Source organism: Streptomyces sp. enrichment culture (genome assembly GCF_964273145.1).
GTDB lineage: Bacteria > Actinomycetota > Actinomycetes > Streptomycetales > Streptomycetaceae > Streptomyces.
On record NZ_OZ186873.1, the window covers coordinates 4,351,913 to 4,365,503 of the forward strand.

Below are 13,591 nucleotides of genomic sequence, written 5' to 3' on the forward strand. Positions count from 1 at the left end.
TACCTACCGGGCGGTACCGGGCCCAGACCGAGGTGGCGATCGGAAGGGGATCGGCAGGCGGCCGGGGAGCGCCCCCGCGGGCCTGTACGCGGGCGTCCGCACCGTGCGGGCTACCCTTCAGGGGTGAGCAGTGAGCAGACTCCCGCCCCCGAAGCCGCCGAGTCCGCCGCGGAGGCGGATGCCCGCCCGGGACGGCTGACCGCCGCGGCCGGGCTCAACGCCCTGGAGGGGCTGGCACTCGTCGTCGGCGGCGCCTGGATGCTGGTGGCGGGGCTCACGGGACACCCCGACGACCGGACCTCGGCCGTCACCGGCGGTGTCACCCTGATCGTCCTCGCCCTGCTGCCGTTGCTCGCCGCCCGCGGACTGCTCGGCCGGCGCGGCTGGAGCCGGGGCCCCGCCGTCATCACGCAGATCATGGCGCTGCCCGTGGCCTACAACCTGCTGCAGGCCGACAGCATCGCCATCCCGGCGGGAATCGCGCTCGCGGTGGTGGCCCTGGCGGCGCTCGTCCTGATCGTGAACCCCGAGACGACCCGGGCCCTCGGGATCCGGGGGCCCGGCGACGCGCCGAAGTGACCCACCGGGGAGCCGGGTCCCACCCCCGGGCCGCTCCCGGCCTCCTCGCCGGCCGCTTGCGGACGTCTCCCGCTACTCCTCGACGAGGAGCTTCTCCCGCAGCTGCGCCAGCGTGCGCGCCAGCAGCCGGGAGACGTGCATCTGGGAGATGCCGACCTCCTGCGCGATCTGCGACTGGGTCATGTTGCCGAAGAAGCGCAGCAGCAGGATCCGCTTCTCGCGCGGCGGCAGGTCCTCCAGCAGCGGCTTGAGCGACTCCCGGTACTCCACGCCCTCCAGCGCCTCGTCCTCGGCGCCGAGGGTGTCCGCGACCGCCGGGGACTCGTCGTCGGTGTCGGGCACGTCCAGCGACAGCGTGGAGTACGCGTTCGCGGACTCCAGGCCCTCCAGGACCTCCTCCTCCGAGATCGACAGCTTCTCGGCGAGCTCGTGGACCGTGGGGGAGCGGCCGTGCAGCTGGGAGAGCTCGGCCGTCGCCGTCGTCAGGGACAGGCGCAGCTCCTGCAGCCGGCGCGGCACCCGCACCGCCCAGCCCTTGTCGCGGAAGTGCCGCTTGATCTCGCCGACCACCGTCGGGGTCGCGTACGTCGAGAACTCCACCCCGCGGTCCGGGTCGAAGCGGTCGACGGACTTGATCAGACCGATGGTGGCGACCTGGGTCAGGTCGTCCAGCGGCTCGCCGCGGTTGCGGAAGCGGCGCGCGAGGTGCTCGACGAGCGGCAGGTGCATGCGGACCAGCCGGTTGCGCAGCTCCGCGTACTCGGCGCTGTCCTTCTCCAGCGCGCGCAATTCGGTGAACAGGGCGCGCGCCCCGCTGCGGTCCTGCGGATCGTGCGTGCCCTGGGCGCCGCGCGCGGCCGGCGCCTCGTCCTCGGAGTGTCGCTCGTGCTCGCTCATCGTCCCGCCCGTCGCCCTTTCCCGAGCCCGCGCCCGAGCCCGGACCGGCCGGACGGGGGTGCCCCCGGCCCGCCCGTCCGCGGGCGCGCTCCGCACGGCACCGTCCTCGCCCCCGGCCCGCTGCCCGTCCGTCGGGAGGCCGGCCCCCACGGGGGCGTCCTCCGGGTGCGGCCGGGCCTGCTCGGGAATGCCGTCGATGCCGTCCGCCGTGCGCGGGGCCTCGTTCGGAGAACGTGCGCCCTCGGCCGGCAGCTCCCGTGTGCCGCGCTCTTCGTCCCGCACCGGCCCGTCCCCGTTCCTCACGCCGGCCCGGGTCCCGCGCCGCGCTGTTTGTAGAGGCTGATCGAAACGGTTTTGTCCTCGTCCACGGCGGAGGAGACCTTGCCCGCGAGAGCGGACAGGACGGTCCAGGCGAAGGTGTCCCGCGAGGGGGCGTGACCGTCGGTGGTCGGCGCCGAGACGGTGACCTCGAGCGAGTCGTCGACGAGACGGAAGACGCAGCTGAGCACCGATCCGGGCACGGCCTGCTGGAGCAGGATCGCGCAGGCTTCGTCCACCGCGATGCGCAGGTCCTCGATCTCGTCGAGGGTGAAGTCCAAACGGGCCGCGAGACCGGCCGTGGCCGTCCGCAGCACCGACAGGTAGGCACCCGCGGCCGGCAGCCGGACTTCGACGAAGTCCTGGGACACGGGCTCGCCTGCGATCTGGGACACCCTCACCTCCAAGGTGGTACAAGTGTTTCAGGGCCGAGGGTCGCCCCCCGGGGTAACGCGATACGTGGTTCAGCGGTGACGTTATCGCGCTCCGAACATTCCTGTCCCCGAGACCCCAACCCCTCGCTGTCACTCATAGTAAACACGTGAATACGCACAGTGGCTAGGGGTTGGGCGGGCCCAAATCGGCGGAGCGCGCGCCGGATTGACGTACCCGGACGTCAGGCGGTCGAACCGTCCCGGGCCGGGGTCACACGAGGACGTGATCGACGAAGCACCAGCGCCAGTCCTCCCCGGGTTCGAAGGTCCGCATCACCGGATGGCCGGTCGCCTTGTGGTGCTCCGTCGCGTGCCGCCCGGGCGAGGAGTCGCAGCAGCCGACGTGACCGCAGGTGAGGCAGAGCCGCAACTGCACCGGGTCCGTGCCCTCGGCCAGGCATTCGGGGCAGGTCCCGCTCAGCGGCTCGGGTGCCGGGTGCGGCAGCGCGTCGGCGTGCGTGCACTGTTTCATGAGTGCCAGATTACGACGGGTGTGCGGGCGACCGCGCGGGAGAAGAGGCGGGCGAGGGCGCATGGACGTGATGCCGCTGCTGTTGCTGGTGGCGGGAAGCGCGGCGGTCGCCGCGGCGGCCCGGCGCACCCCGGTACCGGGGCCGCTGCTGCTGGTCGCCGCCGGACTGGCGGTGTCGTACCTGCCCGGTGTGCCCACCTACACCCTCGACCCGCACGTCGTCCTGCCGCTGCTGCTGCCCCCGCTGCTGTACACGGCGGCCGGCGACAGTTCCTACCTGGACCTGCGCGCGCAGCTGCGGCCGGTGGCGCTGCTGTCGGTCGGGTACGTCCTCTTCGCCACCTTCGCCGTCGGCTGGGCCGCCTACCTGATCGTGCCGGACCTGCCGCTGACCGCGGCACTGGTGCTCGGCGCGGTGGTGGCGCCGCCGGACGCCGTCGCGGCCACGGCGGTCGCGCGCCGGGTGGGGCTGCCGTCCCGGGTCACGACGATCCTCCAGGGCGAGTCCCTGGTGAACGACGCCACCGCGATCACCGCCTACAAGGTGGCGCTGGCGGCGGCGGTCGGCGAGGGTGCCACCTGGGCGGGCGGCATCGGGGAGTTCCTGCTCGCCGCGGCCGGCGGCATCGGCGTCGGGCTGGTGCTGATGGTGCCGATCCAGTGGCTGCGCACCCGTGTGCGGGAGGCGCTGCTGCAGAACACGCTCTCCCTGCTGATCCCGTTCGCCGCCTACGCTGCGGCCGAGCAGGTGCACGCCTCCGGCGTCCTGGCGGTGGTCGTCGTCGCGCTCCACCTCGGCCATCGCGCGGGAGAGGTCGATTTCGCCACCCGTCTCCAGGAGGACGCGGTGTGGAAGATGGTGGCGTTCGTCCTGGAGTCGTCCGTGTTCGCGCTGATCGGACTGCAGCTGCCCGTGGTCCTCGACGGCCTGGGCGAGTACGCGGGCGCGGACGCCGCCCGGTACGCGATCGCCCTCTTCCTGGTCGTCGTCGCGGCCCGGTTCGCGTGGGTGTACCCGGCGACCTTCCTGCCCCGGATGCTGTCGGCGCGCGTTCGCGCGCGTGAGGAGGAGCCCACCTGGAAGGTGCCGTTCGTCATCGGCTGGGCGGGCATGCGCGGCGTGGTCTCGCTCGCGATCGCCTTCTCCGTCCCCCACACCGTGCACGGCGGCGAGCCCTTCCCCGGGCGCGACCTCATCCTGTTCCTGACCTTCACCACGGTCATCGGCACGCTGGTCGTGCAGGGCGTGACACTGCCACCGCTGATCCGCCTGCTGCGGTTCCCCGGACGGGACGTGCGGGCCGAGACGCTCGTGGAGGCCAACGCCCAGGCGCAGGCCTCACGGGCCGCCGAGCAGCGCCTGGACGAACTGCTGTCGGACGAGCGCAACGCGCTCCCGGGGCCGCTCGCCGACCGTCTGCGCGCGGTCCTGGAACGCCGCCGCAACGCCGTGTGGGAGCGGCTCGGCCGGTCCAACCCGGTCACCGGCGAGAGCGTCGACGACACCTACCGGCGGCTGTCCCGGGAGATGATCGGAGCCGAGCGCGAGGTGTTCGTCAGGCTGCGCGACGGCCGCCACATCGACGACGAGATGCTCCGGACGCTGCTGCGCCGGCTGGACCTGGAGGAGGCGGCGGCGTACCGGGAGACCGCCCCGTGAACGGGGCCGGGGAGGATCACGCACCCGGATCGGGGAAGGGGCGGCCGGTGACGACCGCCGCGACCGTGCTCCCGCGCGCGAAGGCGCCCTCCTCGGCCAGCGCGGTCAGGGCGTACAGCATCTTGGCCACGTAGAGGCGCTCCACGGGCAGGCCGTGGCGCTGCTCGAAGTCCGCCGCGAAGGCGTCGAGCTCGGGCGGCACGCGCGCGTAGCCGCCGAAATGGAAGCGCTCCTCCAACCACCAGTGGCCGCGCGGGCCGCCGAACGCACGCTCCTGGAACCGGCGTACGTCACCGGCCAGGAAGCCGCCCTTGAGGACGGGTACGCCGAGCGCCCGCCGGCCGGGGGAGAGGCCGGCGGCCAGTCCGGCCAGCGTGCCCCCGGTGCCGCACGCCACGGCGACGACGTCGGCCAGGTCCCGCAGCTCTTCCCCGAGCGCCCGGCAGCCGCGCACCGCGGCGGCGTTGCTGCCGCCCTCGGGAACGACGTGGGCGTCCTCGGCGCCGCACGCGCGCAGGATCCCCGCCAGCGTCGCGGGCTCGGTCTTGCGGCGGTAGGCCGCCCGGTCGACGAAGTGCAGCCGCATGCCGTCGGCCGCGCAGCGCGCCAGGGACGGGTTGAGCGGCCGGTGGGCCAGTTCCTGGCCGCGGACCACGCCGATGGTGGGCACGCCGAGGAGGCGGCCCGCGGCGGCGGTGGCGCGCAGATGGTTGGAGTAGGCACCGCCGAAGGTGACGATCGGCCGGCCGGCCGCCGCCGCGAGGTTGGGGACGAGTTTGCGCCACTTGTTGCCGACCAGCTCCGGATGGATCAGGTCGTCGCGCTTGAGCAGCAGGCGGACGCCGTGCCGGGCGAAGCGGTCGTCCGTCACCTCCCGCAAGGGGGAAGGGAGGCGGGGATGGAGGGCGTCCGGGCCGGTCACGGCACCATTGTCGGTCATCCGCTCACTTCAGCCGGTCCCGGATCCGCCCCCGCATCGACGCCATCGTGAAACCGCGCGGGTCCACCTTGCCCGGCTGCCACTCCAGGTGCCCGATGACGGACCGCTCGTTCCACCCGTGGTGGCGGCAGACCGCCGCGGCGGCCCTCTCGACGGCCTCCAGTTGGACGGCGGGCCAGGGGTCCTCGCCGTCGCCGAGGTTCTCGCACTCGAAGCCGTAGAAGTGCCGGTTGCCGTCGGTGTTGGCCTCGTTGTCCGGCGGCAGCCCCTTCTCCGCGATCACCGCGCGCAGCACCTCGTCGTCGCCGAACCCGGCGTGGTTGGCGCGGCCGTAGCCCACGAGGTGCACTCTGCCGTCCTTGGTGATCACGCCGTGGCACAGCGGCCCGGGGAGGCCCTCGTAGCCCTTGCGGCAGATCTCGACGGTGCGCGCGCTGCCCCTGGTCACGGTGTGGTGGATCATGACGCCGTGGACGGGGCCCCACGGTCCCTTGTGATTGCGGTTGTGGTGCCGCCAGTCGCCGACTTCGACGACGGTGAGGCCCTCGGCTCTCAGCGCCTTCAGGAAACTGCTCGCGGACATGGGTTTCGCCATGGTCCGGCTCCTTCGTCCGGGGCGACGGCCGCCCGGCGCGGCCCGCTCGTACCGGTGCCTATACCGAAAGTGAGCGATCGTTACTACCTGTTCGCATCGTTCGTGTTCGTGTGCGAGCCGATCCGGACAGTGCGAAACCCCGCTCACCGGCGGTCGGCGGGCGCGGTGGCCGGGCGGACCCCTGTGCCTGCCCTCACGGACAGTGATCCATTCCCGCTCTTTCGGGTAATAGCACGATCGCGGAACGTCATGAAGGCTTGGGCCCTGCAGATCGATGTCCGGGCGCGGACGCGCGCCGGGCATGACCGGGAGGGCAATTCCTTATGTCGGTAGGCGATGAGGTCCGCACCGAGCAGGCCAGGCCGCAGCAGAGCCTCGGTACGGCGGCCGCGCGGAACCTGGCCACCACGACCAAGTCCGCGCCCCAGATGCAGGAGATCAGCTCGCGCTGGTTGCTACGCATGCTGCCCTGGGTCGACGTGAAGGGCGGGACGTACCGGGTGAACCGCCGGTTGTCCTTCGCGGTGGGCGACGGCCGCGTGACGTTCGTGAAGACCGGAAACCGCGTCGAGGTCGTCCCCGCGGAACTGGGCGAGCTGCCGGCGCTGCGGTCCTACGAGGACGAGGAGGTGCTCTACACCCTCGCCCAGCGCTGCGAGCAGCGGGAGTTCGCACCGGGTGACGTGATCGCCTCCTTCGGCAGCCAGGCCGACGCCGTGTACCTGCTGGCGCACGGCAGGGTCGAGAAGGTCGGCACCGGCCCGTACGGGGAGGACGAGTCCCTCGGCATCCTCGCCGACGGCGCCTACTTCGGCGACCAGGCGCTGCTCGACGCGGACGCCATCTGGGAGTACACCGCCCGCGCGGTGACCGCCTGCACGGTCCTGGTACTGCCCCGGCAGGAGGTGGAGCGGGCCGCGGAGCGGGCCGACTCCCTGGCCGAGCACCTGCGGCAGCGGCGCTCGATCCCGCGGCAGCGCACCAACAAGTACGGCGAGAAGGAGATCGACCTCGCCGCCGGCCACACCGGCGAGCCGGACATCCCGCACACCTTCGTCGACTACGAGGCCCGGCCCCGCGAGTACGAACTCAGCGTCGCCCAGACGGTCCTGCGCATCCACACGCGCGTGGCCGACCTCTACAACCAGCCGATGAACCAGACCGAGCAGCAGCTCCGGCTCACCGTGGAGGCCCTGAAGGAACGGCAGGAGCACGAACTCGTCAACAACCACGAGTTCGGCCTGCTCCACAACTGCGAGTACGACCAGCGGATCCAGCCGCACGACGGCGTGCCGGGCCCGGACGACATGGACGAGCTGCTCAGCAGGCGGCGCGGCACCAAGCTGTTCCTCGCCCACCCGCGCGCGATCGCCGCGTTCGGCCGCGAGCTGAACAAGCGCGGTCTCGTGCCGGAGACGATCGACGTCGGCGGCAACCGCATCCCCACCTGGCGCGGTGTGCCGATCTACCCGTGCAACAAGATCCCGGTCACCGAGGCCCGTACGTCGTCGATCATCGCGATGCGTACCGGCGAGGAGGACCAGGGCGTCATCGGCCTGCGGGCCACCGGCATCCCCGACGAGATCGAGCCGAGTCTGTCGGTGCGCTTCATGGGCATCAACGAACAGGCCATCATCAAGTACCTGGTGACGGCCTACTACTCGGCCGCGGTGCTGGTCCCGGACGCGCTCGGCGTGCTGGAGAACGTCGAGATCGGCCGCTGGCAGTGATCGATTCCCTCCCGTACGCCGTGTCCCCGCCCTCCGGTGCGGGTAGGTCTTCGCCGTACGTGCGCACGGGCCGCAGGAGCGCCGCGGTCCGCTCACTGCCGAAGGGGGCCCATGGGTGAACCCATGACGGAGACGAAGCAACGCACCACCGACGCGCGCCGCCCCGCCGGCGCGCGGGCCGGCCACCGGCCCGCCGGGAGGGACCGGGACGACGGGGAGGGGCCCCTCGACGAGTACGAGGCGGAGACGCTGCTGCGCCGCGCCCGGGAGGTGGTCGATCCCGAACTGCGGGCGGCGATCGTGACGCTGCCGGAGTCGATGCGCCGGGTCGCCCTGTACCACTTCGGCTGGGAGCACGCGGACGGCACCCCGGCGACGGACAACGCGGGCAAGGCGATCCGCCCCGCGCTCGTCCTCGCCGCGGCCGCCGCGCTCGGCGGGCCCGCGGCCCGGTCGGCGGCCGTACGGGCGGCCGCGGCGGTGGAGCTGATCCACAACTTCACCCTGCTCCACGACGACGTGATGGACCGCGACGCCACCCGCCGCCACCGGCCCACCGCCTGGACCGTGTTCGGTGACGCCGACGCGATTCTCGCGGGGGACGCCCTGCAGGCGCTGGCCCTGCGGCTGCTCGCCCAGGACCCGCATCCGGCCTCCGCGGCGGCGGCCGCCCGGCTCGCGCAGTGCGTCCTGGAGCTGTGCGCCGGGCAGCACGCGGACACGGCCATGGAACGGCGCGCACCGGGTGAGGTCACCCTCGACGAGGTGCTCGCCATGGCCGAGGCCAAGACCGGCGCGCTGTTGGGCTGCGCCTGCGCCCTCGGCGCGCTGTACGCGGGCGCCGAGGCCCGGGACGTCGACGCGCTGGACGCGTTCGGCCGCGAGGCCGGGCTGGCCTTCCAGCTCATCGACGACGTCATCGGCATATGGGGCGACCCGCACCGCACCGGCAAGCCGGCCGGAGCGGATCTCGCCGCCCGCAAGAAGTCCCTGCCGGTGGTCGCCGCGCTCACCTCCGGCACCCCGGCCGCCGCCGAACTGGCGGAGCTCTACGAAGCCGGCGGCGCCGGAGGGGAGAAGTACCTGGAGCGGACCGCGCTGGCCGTGGAACGGGCGGGCGGGCGCGACTGGGCGCAGGCCCAGGCGTCCGACCGGATGGCCCGCGCGATGCAGGAACTGGCCCGTGCGGTGCCCGACCCGGAGGCGGCGGGCGGACTGCTCGCGCTCGCCGAGTTCGTCACCCGGCGCAGTACCTGAGCGCCCGGCCCCAGGCCCCGGAGCCCTGCCAGGACCGTACGGCACCTGACCGGCGTACGGTCGCACCGCCCAGGGCTCCGGTCCGGCGGGTCCCGCACCGCCCCACGAAGTGCGGGGCCCGCCCCCTGCCTCCCGGCCGCACCGCGGCGGCCCCGCCACGCCCACCCGCCGGTCCTCGACGGCCATGCGCGAGAGGAGCCGGCCGGGTCCTCGACCTGCCGGACGGCCCCCGTGTGCGGCCGGTGTGGCGCGAGCCGCGCCGGCCGGCCCGCTGGTGCCCCGGCGGGGCTCGAAACGCCGGAACGGCCCGGCCGCGGGAAGCGGCCGGGCCGTTCGGTTCACTGCTCCGACCTGCGATGGTGCACCGATCGCGGGTCGCGGAGGCAGATCCCCGGGTCAGGCCTTCTTGGTCTCCCAGAAGATCTTGTCGATCTGGGCGATGTAGTCCAGCGCCTTCTGGCCGGTGGCCGGGTCGGTCGACGCCTTGGCGGCCGACAGGGCCTTCAGGGTGTCGTTGACCAGCTGGTGCAGCTCCGGGTACTTCTCGAAGTGCGGAGCCTTGAAGTAGTCGCTCCACAGCACGGAGACGTGGTGCTTGGCGAGCTCGGCGCGCTGCTCCTTGATGATCGCGGCGCGCGTCTGGAAGTGCGGGTCGTCGTTGGCGGCCATCTTCTCCTGGACGGCCTTCACCGACTCCGCCTCGATGCGGGCCTGGGCCGGGTCGTACACGCCGCAGGGCAGGTCGCAGTGCGCGCTGACCGTGACCTTGGGGGCAAACAGGCGGGAAAGCATGGAGCAATCCTTCCTCGTGATCGTCTTCTCAGGGGGGACATTACTCCCTGGGGGACGTGTTTTCGCGGGTGCCCCCGGGGGCTTAGGACAAAAGTCCGGGGTGAGACTGGGACTGGTGGAGGAAAGACAGGGGAGGTGCCGGGTGATGCCGGAACTGTCGCAGGGGACCGAACGCCCGAGGGGAGCGCTGCCGTTCGGGCCGGCCGAGGTGACGGGGCCGTCGATGGTGCCCACGCTGCACCACGGGGACCGGCTCCTGGTGCACTGGGGCGCCCGGGTCAGGCCGGGTGACGTGGTCGTGCTGCGGCACCCCTTCCAGCAGGACCTGCTCGTCGTCAAGAGGGCCGCCGAGCGGCGCGAGGGCGGCTGGTGGGTGCTCGGGGACAACGCCTACGCGGGCGGGGACAGCACCGACTACGGGGTCGTCCCCGAGGAGCTGGTCCTCGGCCGGGTCCGCTTCCGCTTCCGGCCGCGCAAGCCCGCTCAGCGCTCCCCGTTCGCGCTGGCCGGCTGGGTGCTGTCGGCCGTCAGGCCCGTGCTGTCGAGCCGGTCCGCCTCCAGGCGTTTGCGGGCGCGGTAGGCCGCCACGTTGGCGCGGGTGGCGCAGCGGTCGGAGCAGTAGCGCCGGGAGCGGTTGGTGGAGGTGTCCAGGTAGGCGTTGCGGCAGGGGGTCGCCCGGCACAGGCCGAGGCGGTCCACGCCGTACTCCGTCAGGTGGAAGGCCAGGCCCATCGCGGCGATGGCGGCGTAACCGGCGGTGGCGTTCGACGGGTGGTCCGCCAGGTGCATGTGCCACAGGGGGCGGCCGTCGTCGTCGCGAAAGTCGTGGCCGGAGATCTGCGGGCTCACCGGGAACTCCAGCAGCAGGGAGTTCAGCAGGTCAACGGCGAGGGTCTCGTCGCCGCCGTCCGCCGCCTCGAAGACCGCGCGCAGCCGTGCCCGGACCGACCGGAAGCGGGTGACGTCGGCGTCGGTGGCGCGCCGGGCCGCCGACCGGTTCTCCCCGAACAGCCCGCGGACGGCCTCGACCGAGGTCAGGGAGTCCTTGCCCCGGGCCGGTTCCTCCGTGTTCACGAGGCGTACGGCGTAATCCGAGTAATAGGCCAGTTGCACTTGTAATCCTTACGGAGGGGCTCTATGGTCGCGCCTGTGCCCGGTAACAGCCGAGCGCGCTTCCAGGGTATTACGTGACCTATGTGAGGGAGGCTCGATGACGGACGCGGACACCACCGCGGCCCCCGCCGACTGGCACGCCTGGCAGGAGAGCTGGGACCGGCAGCAGGAGTGGTACATGCCGGACCGCGAGGAACGCTTCCGGATCATGCTCGACATGGTCGAGGCACTCGTCGGCCCCGCCCCGCGCGTGCTGGACCTCGCGTGCGGCACGGGAAGCATCACGGCCCGGCTGCTCGCGCGGTTCCCGGACGCCACCAGCACCGGCGTCGACCTCGACCCGGCCCTGCTCGCCATCGCCCGGGGCACCTTCGCGGGCGATCGACGGGTCACGCTGGTCACCGCCGATCTCAAGGACCCCGACTGGACGGCGAAGCTGCCGCACGACACGTACGACGCCGTGCTGACCGCGACCGCTCTGCACTGGCTTCACCGGGAACCCCTCGCCGCCCTCTACGGCCGGGTCGCGGACCTGGTCCGCGACGGCGGTGTCTTCATGAACGCGGACCACATGATCGACGAGACGACGCCCCGCATCAACGAGGCCGAGCGCGCCCGGCGGCACGCGCGCATGGAACGGGCCAAGCGGGACGGCGCCCTGGACTGGGCCGACTGGTGGCGGCTCGCGGCCGAGGACCCGGTCCTCGCCGAACCGACGGCACGGCGCTTCGAGATCTACGGCGAGCACGCCGACGGTGACATGCCGTCCGTCGCGTGGCACGCGCGCGTACTGCGCGAAAAGGGGTTCGACGAGGTGCGGCCGGTGTGGTGCTCCCCGTCCGACACCCTGCTGCTCGCCCTCAAGTGACCCGCCCGGAGCGCCGCGGAGCCACATCGCCGGGCCCACCGGCGACAGGCGGTACCACGCGGAGCCGCTTTCGCCGAAGGCGGCTCCGCACGCCTTCGCCGAAGGCGGACGCACGGCGCCGCGGCCGAAGCCGCCGCTTCGCGCCCGAGCCGCGGGAAGGGGCGGTACGGACGTGCCGTACCGCCCCTTCCCGTCGGTGCCGTCAGAGCACCTTGGACAGGAACGCCTTCGTCCGTTCGTGCTGCGGGTCGGTCAGGACGTCGCGCGGGTTGCCGGACTCGACGACCACGCCGCCGTCCATGAAGACCAGGCTGTCGCCGACCTCCCGGGCGAAACCCATCTCGTGGGTGACGACGACCATCGTCATGCCGGTCTCGGCCAGGTCGCGCATGACGTCGAGGACGTCGCCGACCAGCTCCGGGTCCAGGGCCGAGGTCGGCTCGTCGAACAGCATCAGCTTGGGCTCCATGGCCAGCGCCCGGGCGATCGCCACGCGCTGCTGCTGGCCGCCGGAGAGCTGCGAGGGGTAGTTGCCGGCCTTGTCGGCCAGGCCCACGCGCTCCAGCAGCTGCATCGCGCGCTCCTTGGCCTGCGCCTTGCTCACGCCCTTGACCTGCACCGGCGCCTCCATGACGTTCTCGACGGCCGTCATGTGCGGGAACAGGTTGAAGCGCTGGAAGACCATGCCGATGTCCCGGCGCTTGAGGGCGACCTCGCTGTCCTTGAGTTCGTGGAGCTTGTCGCCCTTCTGGCGGTAGCCGACCAGCTCGCCGTCGACGTACAGGCGGCCGGCGTTGATCTTCTCCAGGTGGTTGATGCACCGCAGGAAGGTCGACTTGCCGGAGCCGGAGGGGCCGATGAGGCAGAACACCTCACCGGGCTTCACCTCCAGGTCGATGCCCTTGAGGACCTCGACCTGGCCGAAGGACTTGTGGACGCCCTCGGCCTTGACCATGGCGGGGGAGGACTGCGTCATGCCGTGACCCCCTTCGGGCGGCGGGTGGGAAGAACGGCGGCCTTGAAGCGCTGCAGCGGCGTCGGCGGCAGGGTGCGGCTGGAGCCGCGGGCGTAGTACCGCTCGACGTAGTACTGCCCGGTGCTCAGGACCGAGGTCATGATCAGGTACCAGACGGCGGCGAGGAAGTACATCTCCACCGTCGAGCCGGCGTTCTGGCCGATGTCCTGGGCCTGCTTGAAGAGGTCGGCGAACTGCACCGCCGAGACCAGCGAGGTGGTCTTCAGCATGTTGATGACCTCGTTGCCGGTGGGCGGCACGATCACCCGCATCGCCTGCGGGATCACGATCCGGCGCAGCGTCTTCGCGTGGCTCATGCCGAGCGCGTGCGAGGCCTCCGTCTGGCCCTCGTCGACCGAGAGCAGGCCGGCGCGGCAGATCTCGGCCATGTACGCGGCCTCGTTGAGGCCCAGGCCGAGCAACGCCGTCAGCAGCGGCGTCATGAAGGACGACCAATAGTCCTTGTAGATCGGACCCAGGTTGATGTACTCGAACACCAGGCCGAGGTTGAACCAGACGAAGAGCTGGACCAGGACCGGCGTACCGCGGAAGAACCAGATGTAGAACCAGGCGACCGACGAGGTCACCGGGTTCTTCGACAGGCGCATCACGGCGAGCAGGACGCCGCCGGCGATGCCGATCACCATCGACAGCACCGTGAGCAGCAGGGTGTTCCAGACGCCGTCGAGGATGCGGTCGTCGAAGAAGTAGTCGGGGATCGCGTCCCAGTTGATCTTGCCTTGGGCGAAGGCGTAGACGACCGCGCCCAGGAGGGCGAGTGCGACGGCCGCGGACACGTACCGCCCCGGGTGCCGGACCGGAACGGCCTTGATGGCCTCCGGTCCGGCGGGGGGCGTCGCGTCGGAGCCGTTCGTCTTGCTGACGTCGACAGTCACGGGTGGAACCTTTCGGGCCGGGTCG

The 13,591-nt window shown here is 72.3% G+C and carries 15 protein-coding genes; 6 read left to right on the forward strand and 9 right to left on the reverse strand.

Annotated elements, in window-relative coordinates; translation table 11 throughout:
• Window positions 1–123 precede the first annotated feature (123 nt).
• Window positions 124–579 (forward strand): hypothetical protein, encoded by a 456-nt coding sequence (locus tag ACSU6Z_RS19785; protein WP_437047424.1) that lies wholly within the window; start codon window positions 124–126, stop codon window positions 577–579.
• 72 nt (window positions 580–651) lie between these two features.
• Here ACSU6Z_RS19785 and ACSU6Z_RS19790 read toward each other — a convergent pair whose 3' ends face one another.
• The 3 genes from ACSU6Z_RS19790 to ACSU6Z_RS19800 form a co-directional block, all read right to left on the reverse strand.
• A complete protein-coding gene (locus tag ACSU6Z_RS19790; RefSeq protein WP_437047426.1) occupies window positions 652–1,779 on the reverse strand; it encodes an RNA polymerase sigma factor SigF in 1,128 nt (375 codons plus the stop codon).
• Window positions 1,776–2,189 (reverse strand): anti-sigma regulatory factor, encoded by a 414-nt coding sequence (locus ACSU6Z_RS19795; protein WP_437047427.1) that lies wholly within the window; start codon window positions 2,187–2,189, stop codon window positions 1,776–1,778. The genes ACSU6Z_RS19790 and ACSU6Z_RS19795 overlap by 4 nt, the downstream gene beginning before the upstream one ends.
• A gap of 250 nt (window positions 2,190–2,439) precedes the next feature.
• Window positions 2,440–2,700 (reverse strand): UBP-type zinc finger domain-containing protein, encoded by a 261-nt coding sequence (locus tag ACSU6Z_RS19800; RefSeq protein ID WP_437047429.1) that lies wholly within the window; start codon window positions 2,698–2,700, stop codon window positions 2,440–2,442.
• A gap of 61 nt (window positions 2,701–2,761) precedes the next feature.
• On the opposite strand from ACSU6Z_RS19800, the gene ACSU6Z_RS19805 reads away from it, so the two are divergent.
• The gene (locus ACSU6Z_RS19805) at window positions 2,762–4,360 is read left to right on the forward strand and encodes a Na+/H+ antiporter (RefSeq protein WP_437047431.1); all 1,599 of its coding nucleotides are present in this window, start codon (window positions 2,762–2,764) and stop codon (window positions 4,358–4,360) included.
• Between the two features lie 16 nt (window positions 4,361–4,376).
• Here the strand turns inward: ACSU6Z_RS19805 and ACSU6Z_RS19810 are convergent, their stop codons facing one another.
• Together ACSU6Z_RS19810 and ACSU6Z_RS19815 are read right to left on the reverse strand one after the other, a co-directional pair.
• Window positions 4,377–5,300 (reverse strand): 1-aminocyclopropane-1-carboxylate deaminase/D-cysteine desulfhydrase, encoded by a 924-nt coding sequence (locus tag ACSU6Z_RS19810; RefSeq protein ID WP_437047432.1) that lies wholly within the window; start codon window positions 5,298–5,300, stop codon window positions 4,377–4,379.
• 4 nt (window positions 5,301–5,304) lie between these two features.
• Complete coding sequence (locus ACSU6Z_RS19815; protein ID WP_437050396.1) at window positions 5,305–5,883, reverse strand: N-acetylmuramoyl-L-alanine amidase; 579 nt, start codon at window positions 5,881–5,883, stop codon at window positions 5,305–5,307.
• Between the two features lie 335 nt (window positions 5,884–6,218).
• Between ACSU6Z_RS19815 and ACSU6Z_RS19820 the strand changes: the two genes are divergently transcribed.
• Complete coding sequence (locus ACSU6Z_RS19820; RefSeq protein WP_437047434.1) at window positions 6,219–7,625, forward strand: family 2B encapsulin nanocompartment shell protein; 1,407 nt, start codon at window positions 6,219–6,221, stop codon at window positions 7,623–7,625.
• 123 nt (window positions 7,626–7,748) lie between these two features.
• Window positions 7,749–8,882, forward strand: coding sequence for a family 2 encapsulin nanocompartment cargo protein polyprenyl transferase (locus ACSU6Z_RS19825; RefSeq protein ID WP_437047435.1), 1,134 nt, complete (start codon window positions 7,749–7,751; stop codon window positions 8,880–8,882).
• A gap of 396 nt (window positions 8,883–9,278) precedes the next feature.
• Here the strand turns inward: ACSU6Z_RS19825 and sodN are convergent, their stop codons facing one another.
• A complete protein-coding gene (gene sodN, locus ACSU6Z_RS19830; RefSeq protein ID WP_437016380.1) occupies window positions 9,279–9,674 on the reverse strand; it encodes a superoxide dismutase, Ni in 396 nt (131 codons plus the stop codon).
• A gap of 145 nt (window positions 9,675–9,819) precedes the next feature.
• Between sodN and sodX the strand changes: the two genes are divergently transcribed.
• Window positions 9,820–10,254 (forward strand): nickel-type superoxide dismutase maturation protease, encoded by a 435-nt coding sequence (sodX, locus tag ACSU6Z_RS19835; RefSeq protein ID WP_437047436.1) that lies wholly within the window; start codon window positions 9,820–9,822, stop codon window positions 10,252–10,254.
• Here the strand turns inward: sodX and ACSU6Z_RS19840 are convergent.
• Window positions 10,158–10,787: a CGNR zinc finger domain-containing protein gene (locus ACSU6Z_RS19840; RefSeq protein ID WP_437047438.1), complete on the reverse strand. Its 630-nt coding sequence runs from the start codon at window positions 10,785–10,787 to the stop codon at window positions 10,158–10,160. The two genes, sodX and ACSU6Z_RS19840, sit on opposite strands and share 97 nt — an antisense overlap.
• Before the next feature lie 97 nt (window positions 10,788–10,884).
• Between ACSU6Z_RS19840 and ACSU6Z_RS19845 the strand changes: the two genes are divergently transcribed.
• Window positions 10,885–11,655 (forward strand): class I SAM-dependent methyltransferase, encoded by a 771-nt coding sequence (locus tag ACSU6Z_RS19845; protein WP_437047440.1) that lies wholly within the window; start codon window positions 10,885–10,887, stop codon window positions 11,653–11,655.
• A 202-nt stretch (window positions 11,656–11,857) separates the two neighbouring features.
• Here ACSU6Z_RS19845 and ACSU6Z_RS19850 read toward each other — a convergent pair whose 3' ends face one another.
• Both ACSU6Z_RS19850 and ACSU6Z_RS19855 read right to left on the reverse strand, forming a co-directional pair.
• Complete coding sequence (locus ACSU6Z_RS19850; protein WP_437050397.1) at window positions 11,858–12,610, reverse strand: amino acid ABC transporter ATP-binding protein; 753 nt, start codon at window positions 12,608–12,610, stop codon at window positions 11,858–11,860.
• 17 nt (window positions 12,611–12,627) lie between these two features.
• Complete coding sequence (locus tag ACSU6Z_RS19855; protein ID WP_437047441.1) at window positions 12,628–13,566, reverse strand: amino acid ABC transporter permease; 939 nt, start codon at window positions 13,564–13,566, stop codon at window positions 12,628–12,630.
• Window positions 13,567–13,591: the final 25 nt, after the last annotated feature.

Bases quoted from the DNA above. Each gene is read 5' to 3' on its own strand.
- sodX (WP_437047436.1), top strand. From the start codon at position 9,820: ATGCCGGAACTGTCGCAGGGGACCGAACGCCCGAGGGGAGCGCTGCCG.
- ACSU6Z_RS19810 (WP_437047432.1), bottom strand. From the start codon at position 5,300: ATGACCGACAATGGTGCCGTGACCGGCCCGGACGCCCTCCATCCCCGC.
- ACSU6Z_RS19800 (WP_437047429.1), bottom strand. From the start codon at position 2,700: ATGAAACAGTGCACGCACGCCGACGCGCTGCCGCACCCGGCACCCGAG.
- ACSU6Z_RS19825 (WP_437047435.1), top strand. From the start codon at position 7,749: ATGACGGAGACGAAGCAACGCACCACCGACGCGCGCCGCCCCGCCGGC.
- ACSU6Z_RS19850 (WP_437050397.1), bottom strand. From the start codon at position 12,610: ATGGTCAAGGCCGAGGGCGTCCACAAGTCCTTCGGCCAGGTCGAGGTC.
- sodN (WP_437016380.1), bottom strand. From the start codon at position 9,674: ATGCTTTCCCGCCTGTTTGCCCCCAAGGTCACGGTCAGCGCGCACTGC.
- ACSU6Z_RS19815 (WP_437050396.1), bottom strand. From the start codon at position 5,883: ATGTCCGCGAGCAGTTTCCTGAAGGCGCTGAGAGCCGAGGGCCTCACC.
- ACSU6Z_RS19820 (WP_437047434.1), top strand. From the start codon at position 6,219: ATGTCGGTAGGCGATGAGGTCCGCACCGAGCAGGCCAGGCCGCAGCAG.
- ACSU6Z_RS19805 (WP_437047431.1), top strand. From the start codon at position 2,762: ATGGACGTGATGCCGCTGCTGTTGCTGGTGGCGGGAAGCGCGGCGGTC.
- ACSU6Z_RS19845 (WP_437047440.1), top strand. From the start codon at position 10,885: ATGACGGACGCGGACACCACCGCGGCCCCCGCCGACTGGCACGCCTGG.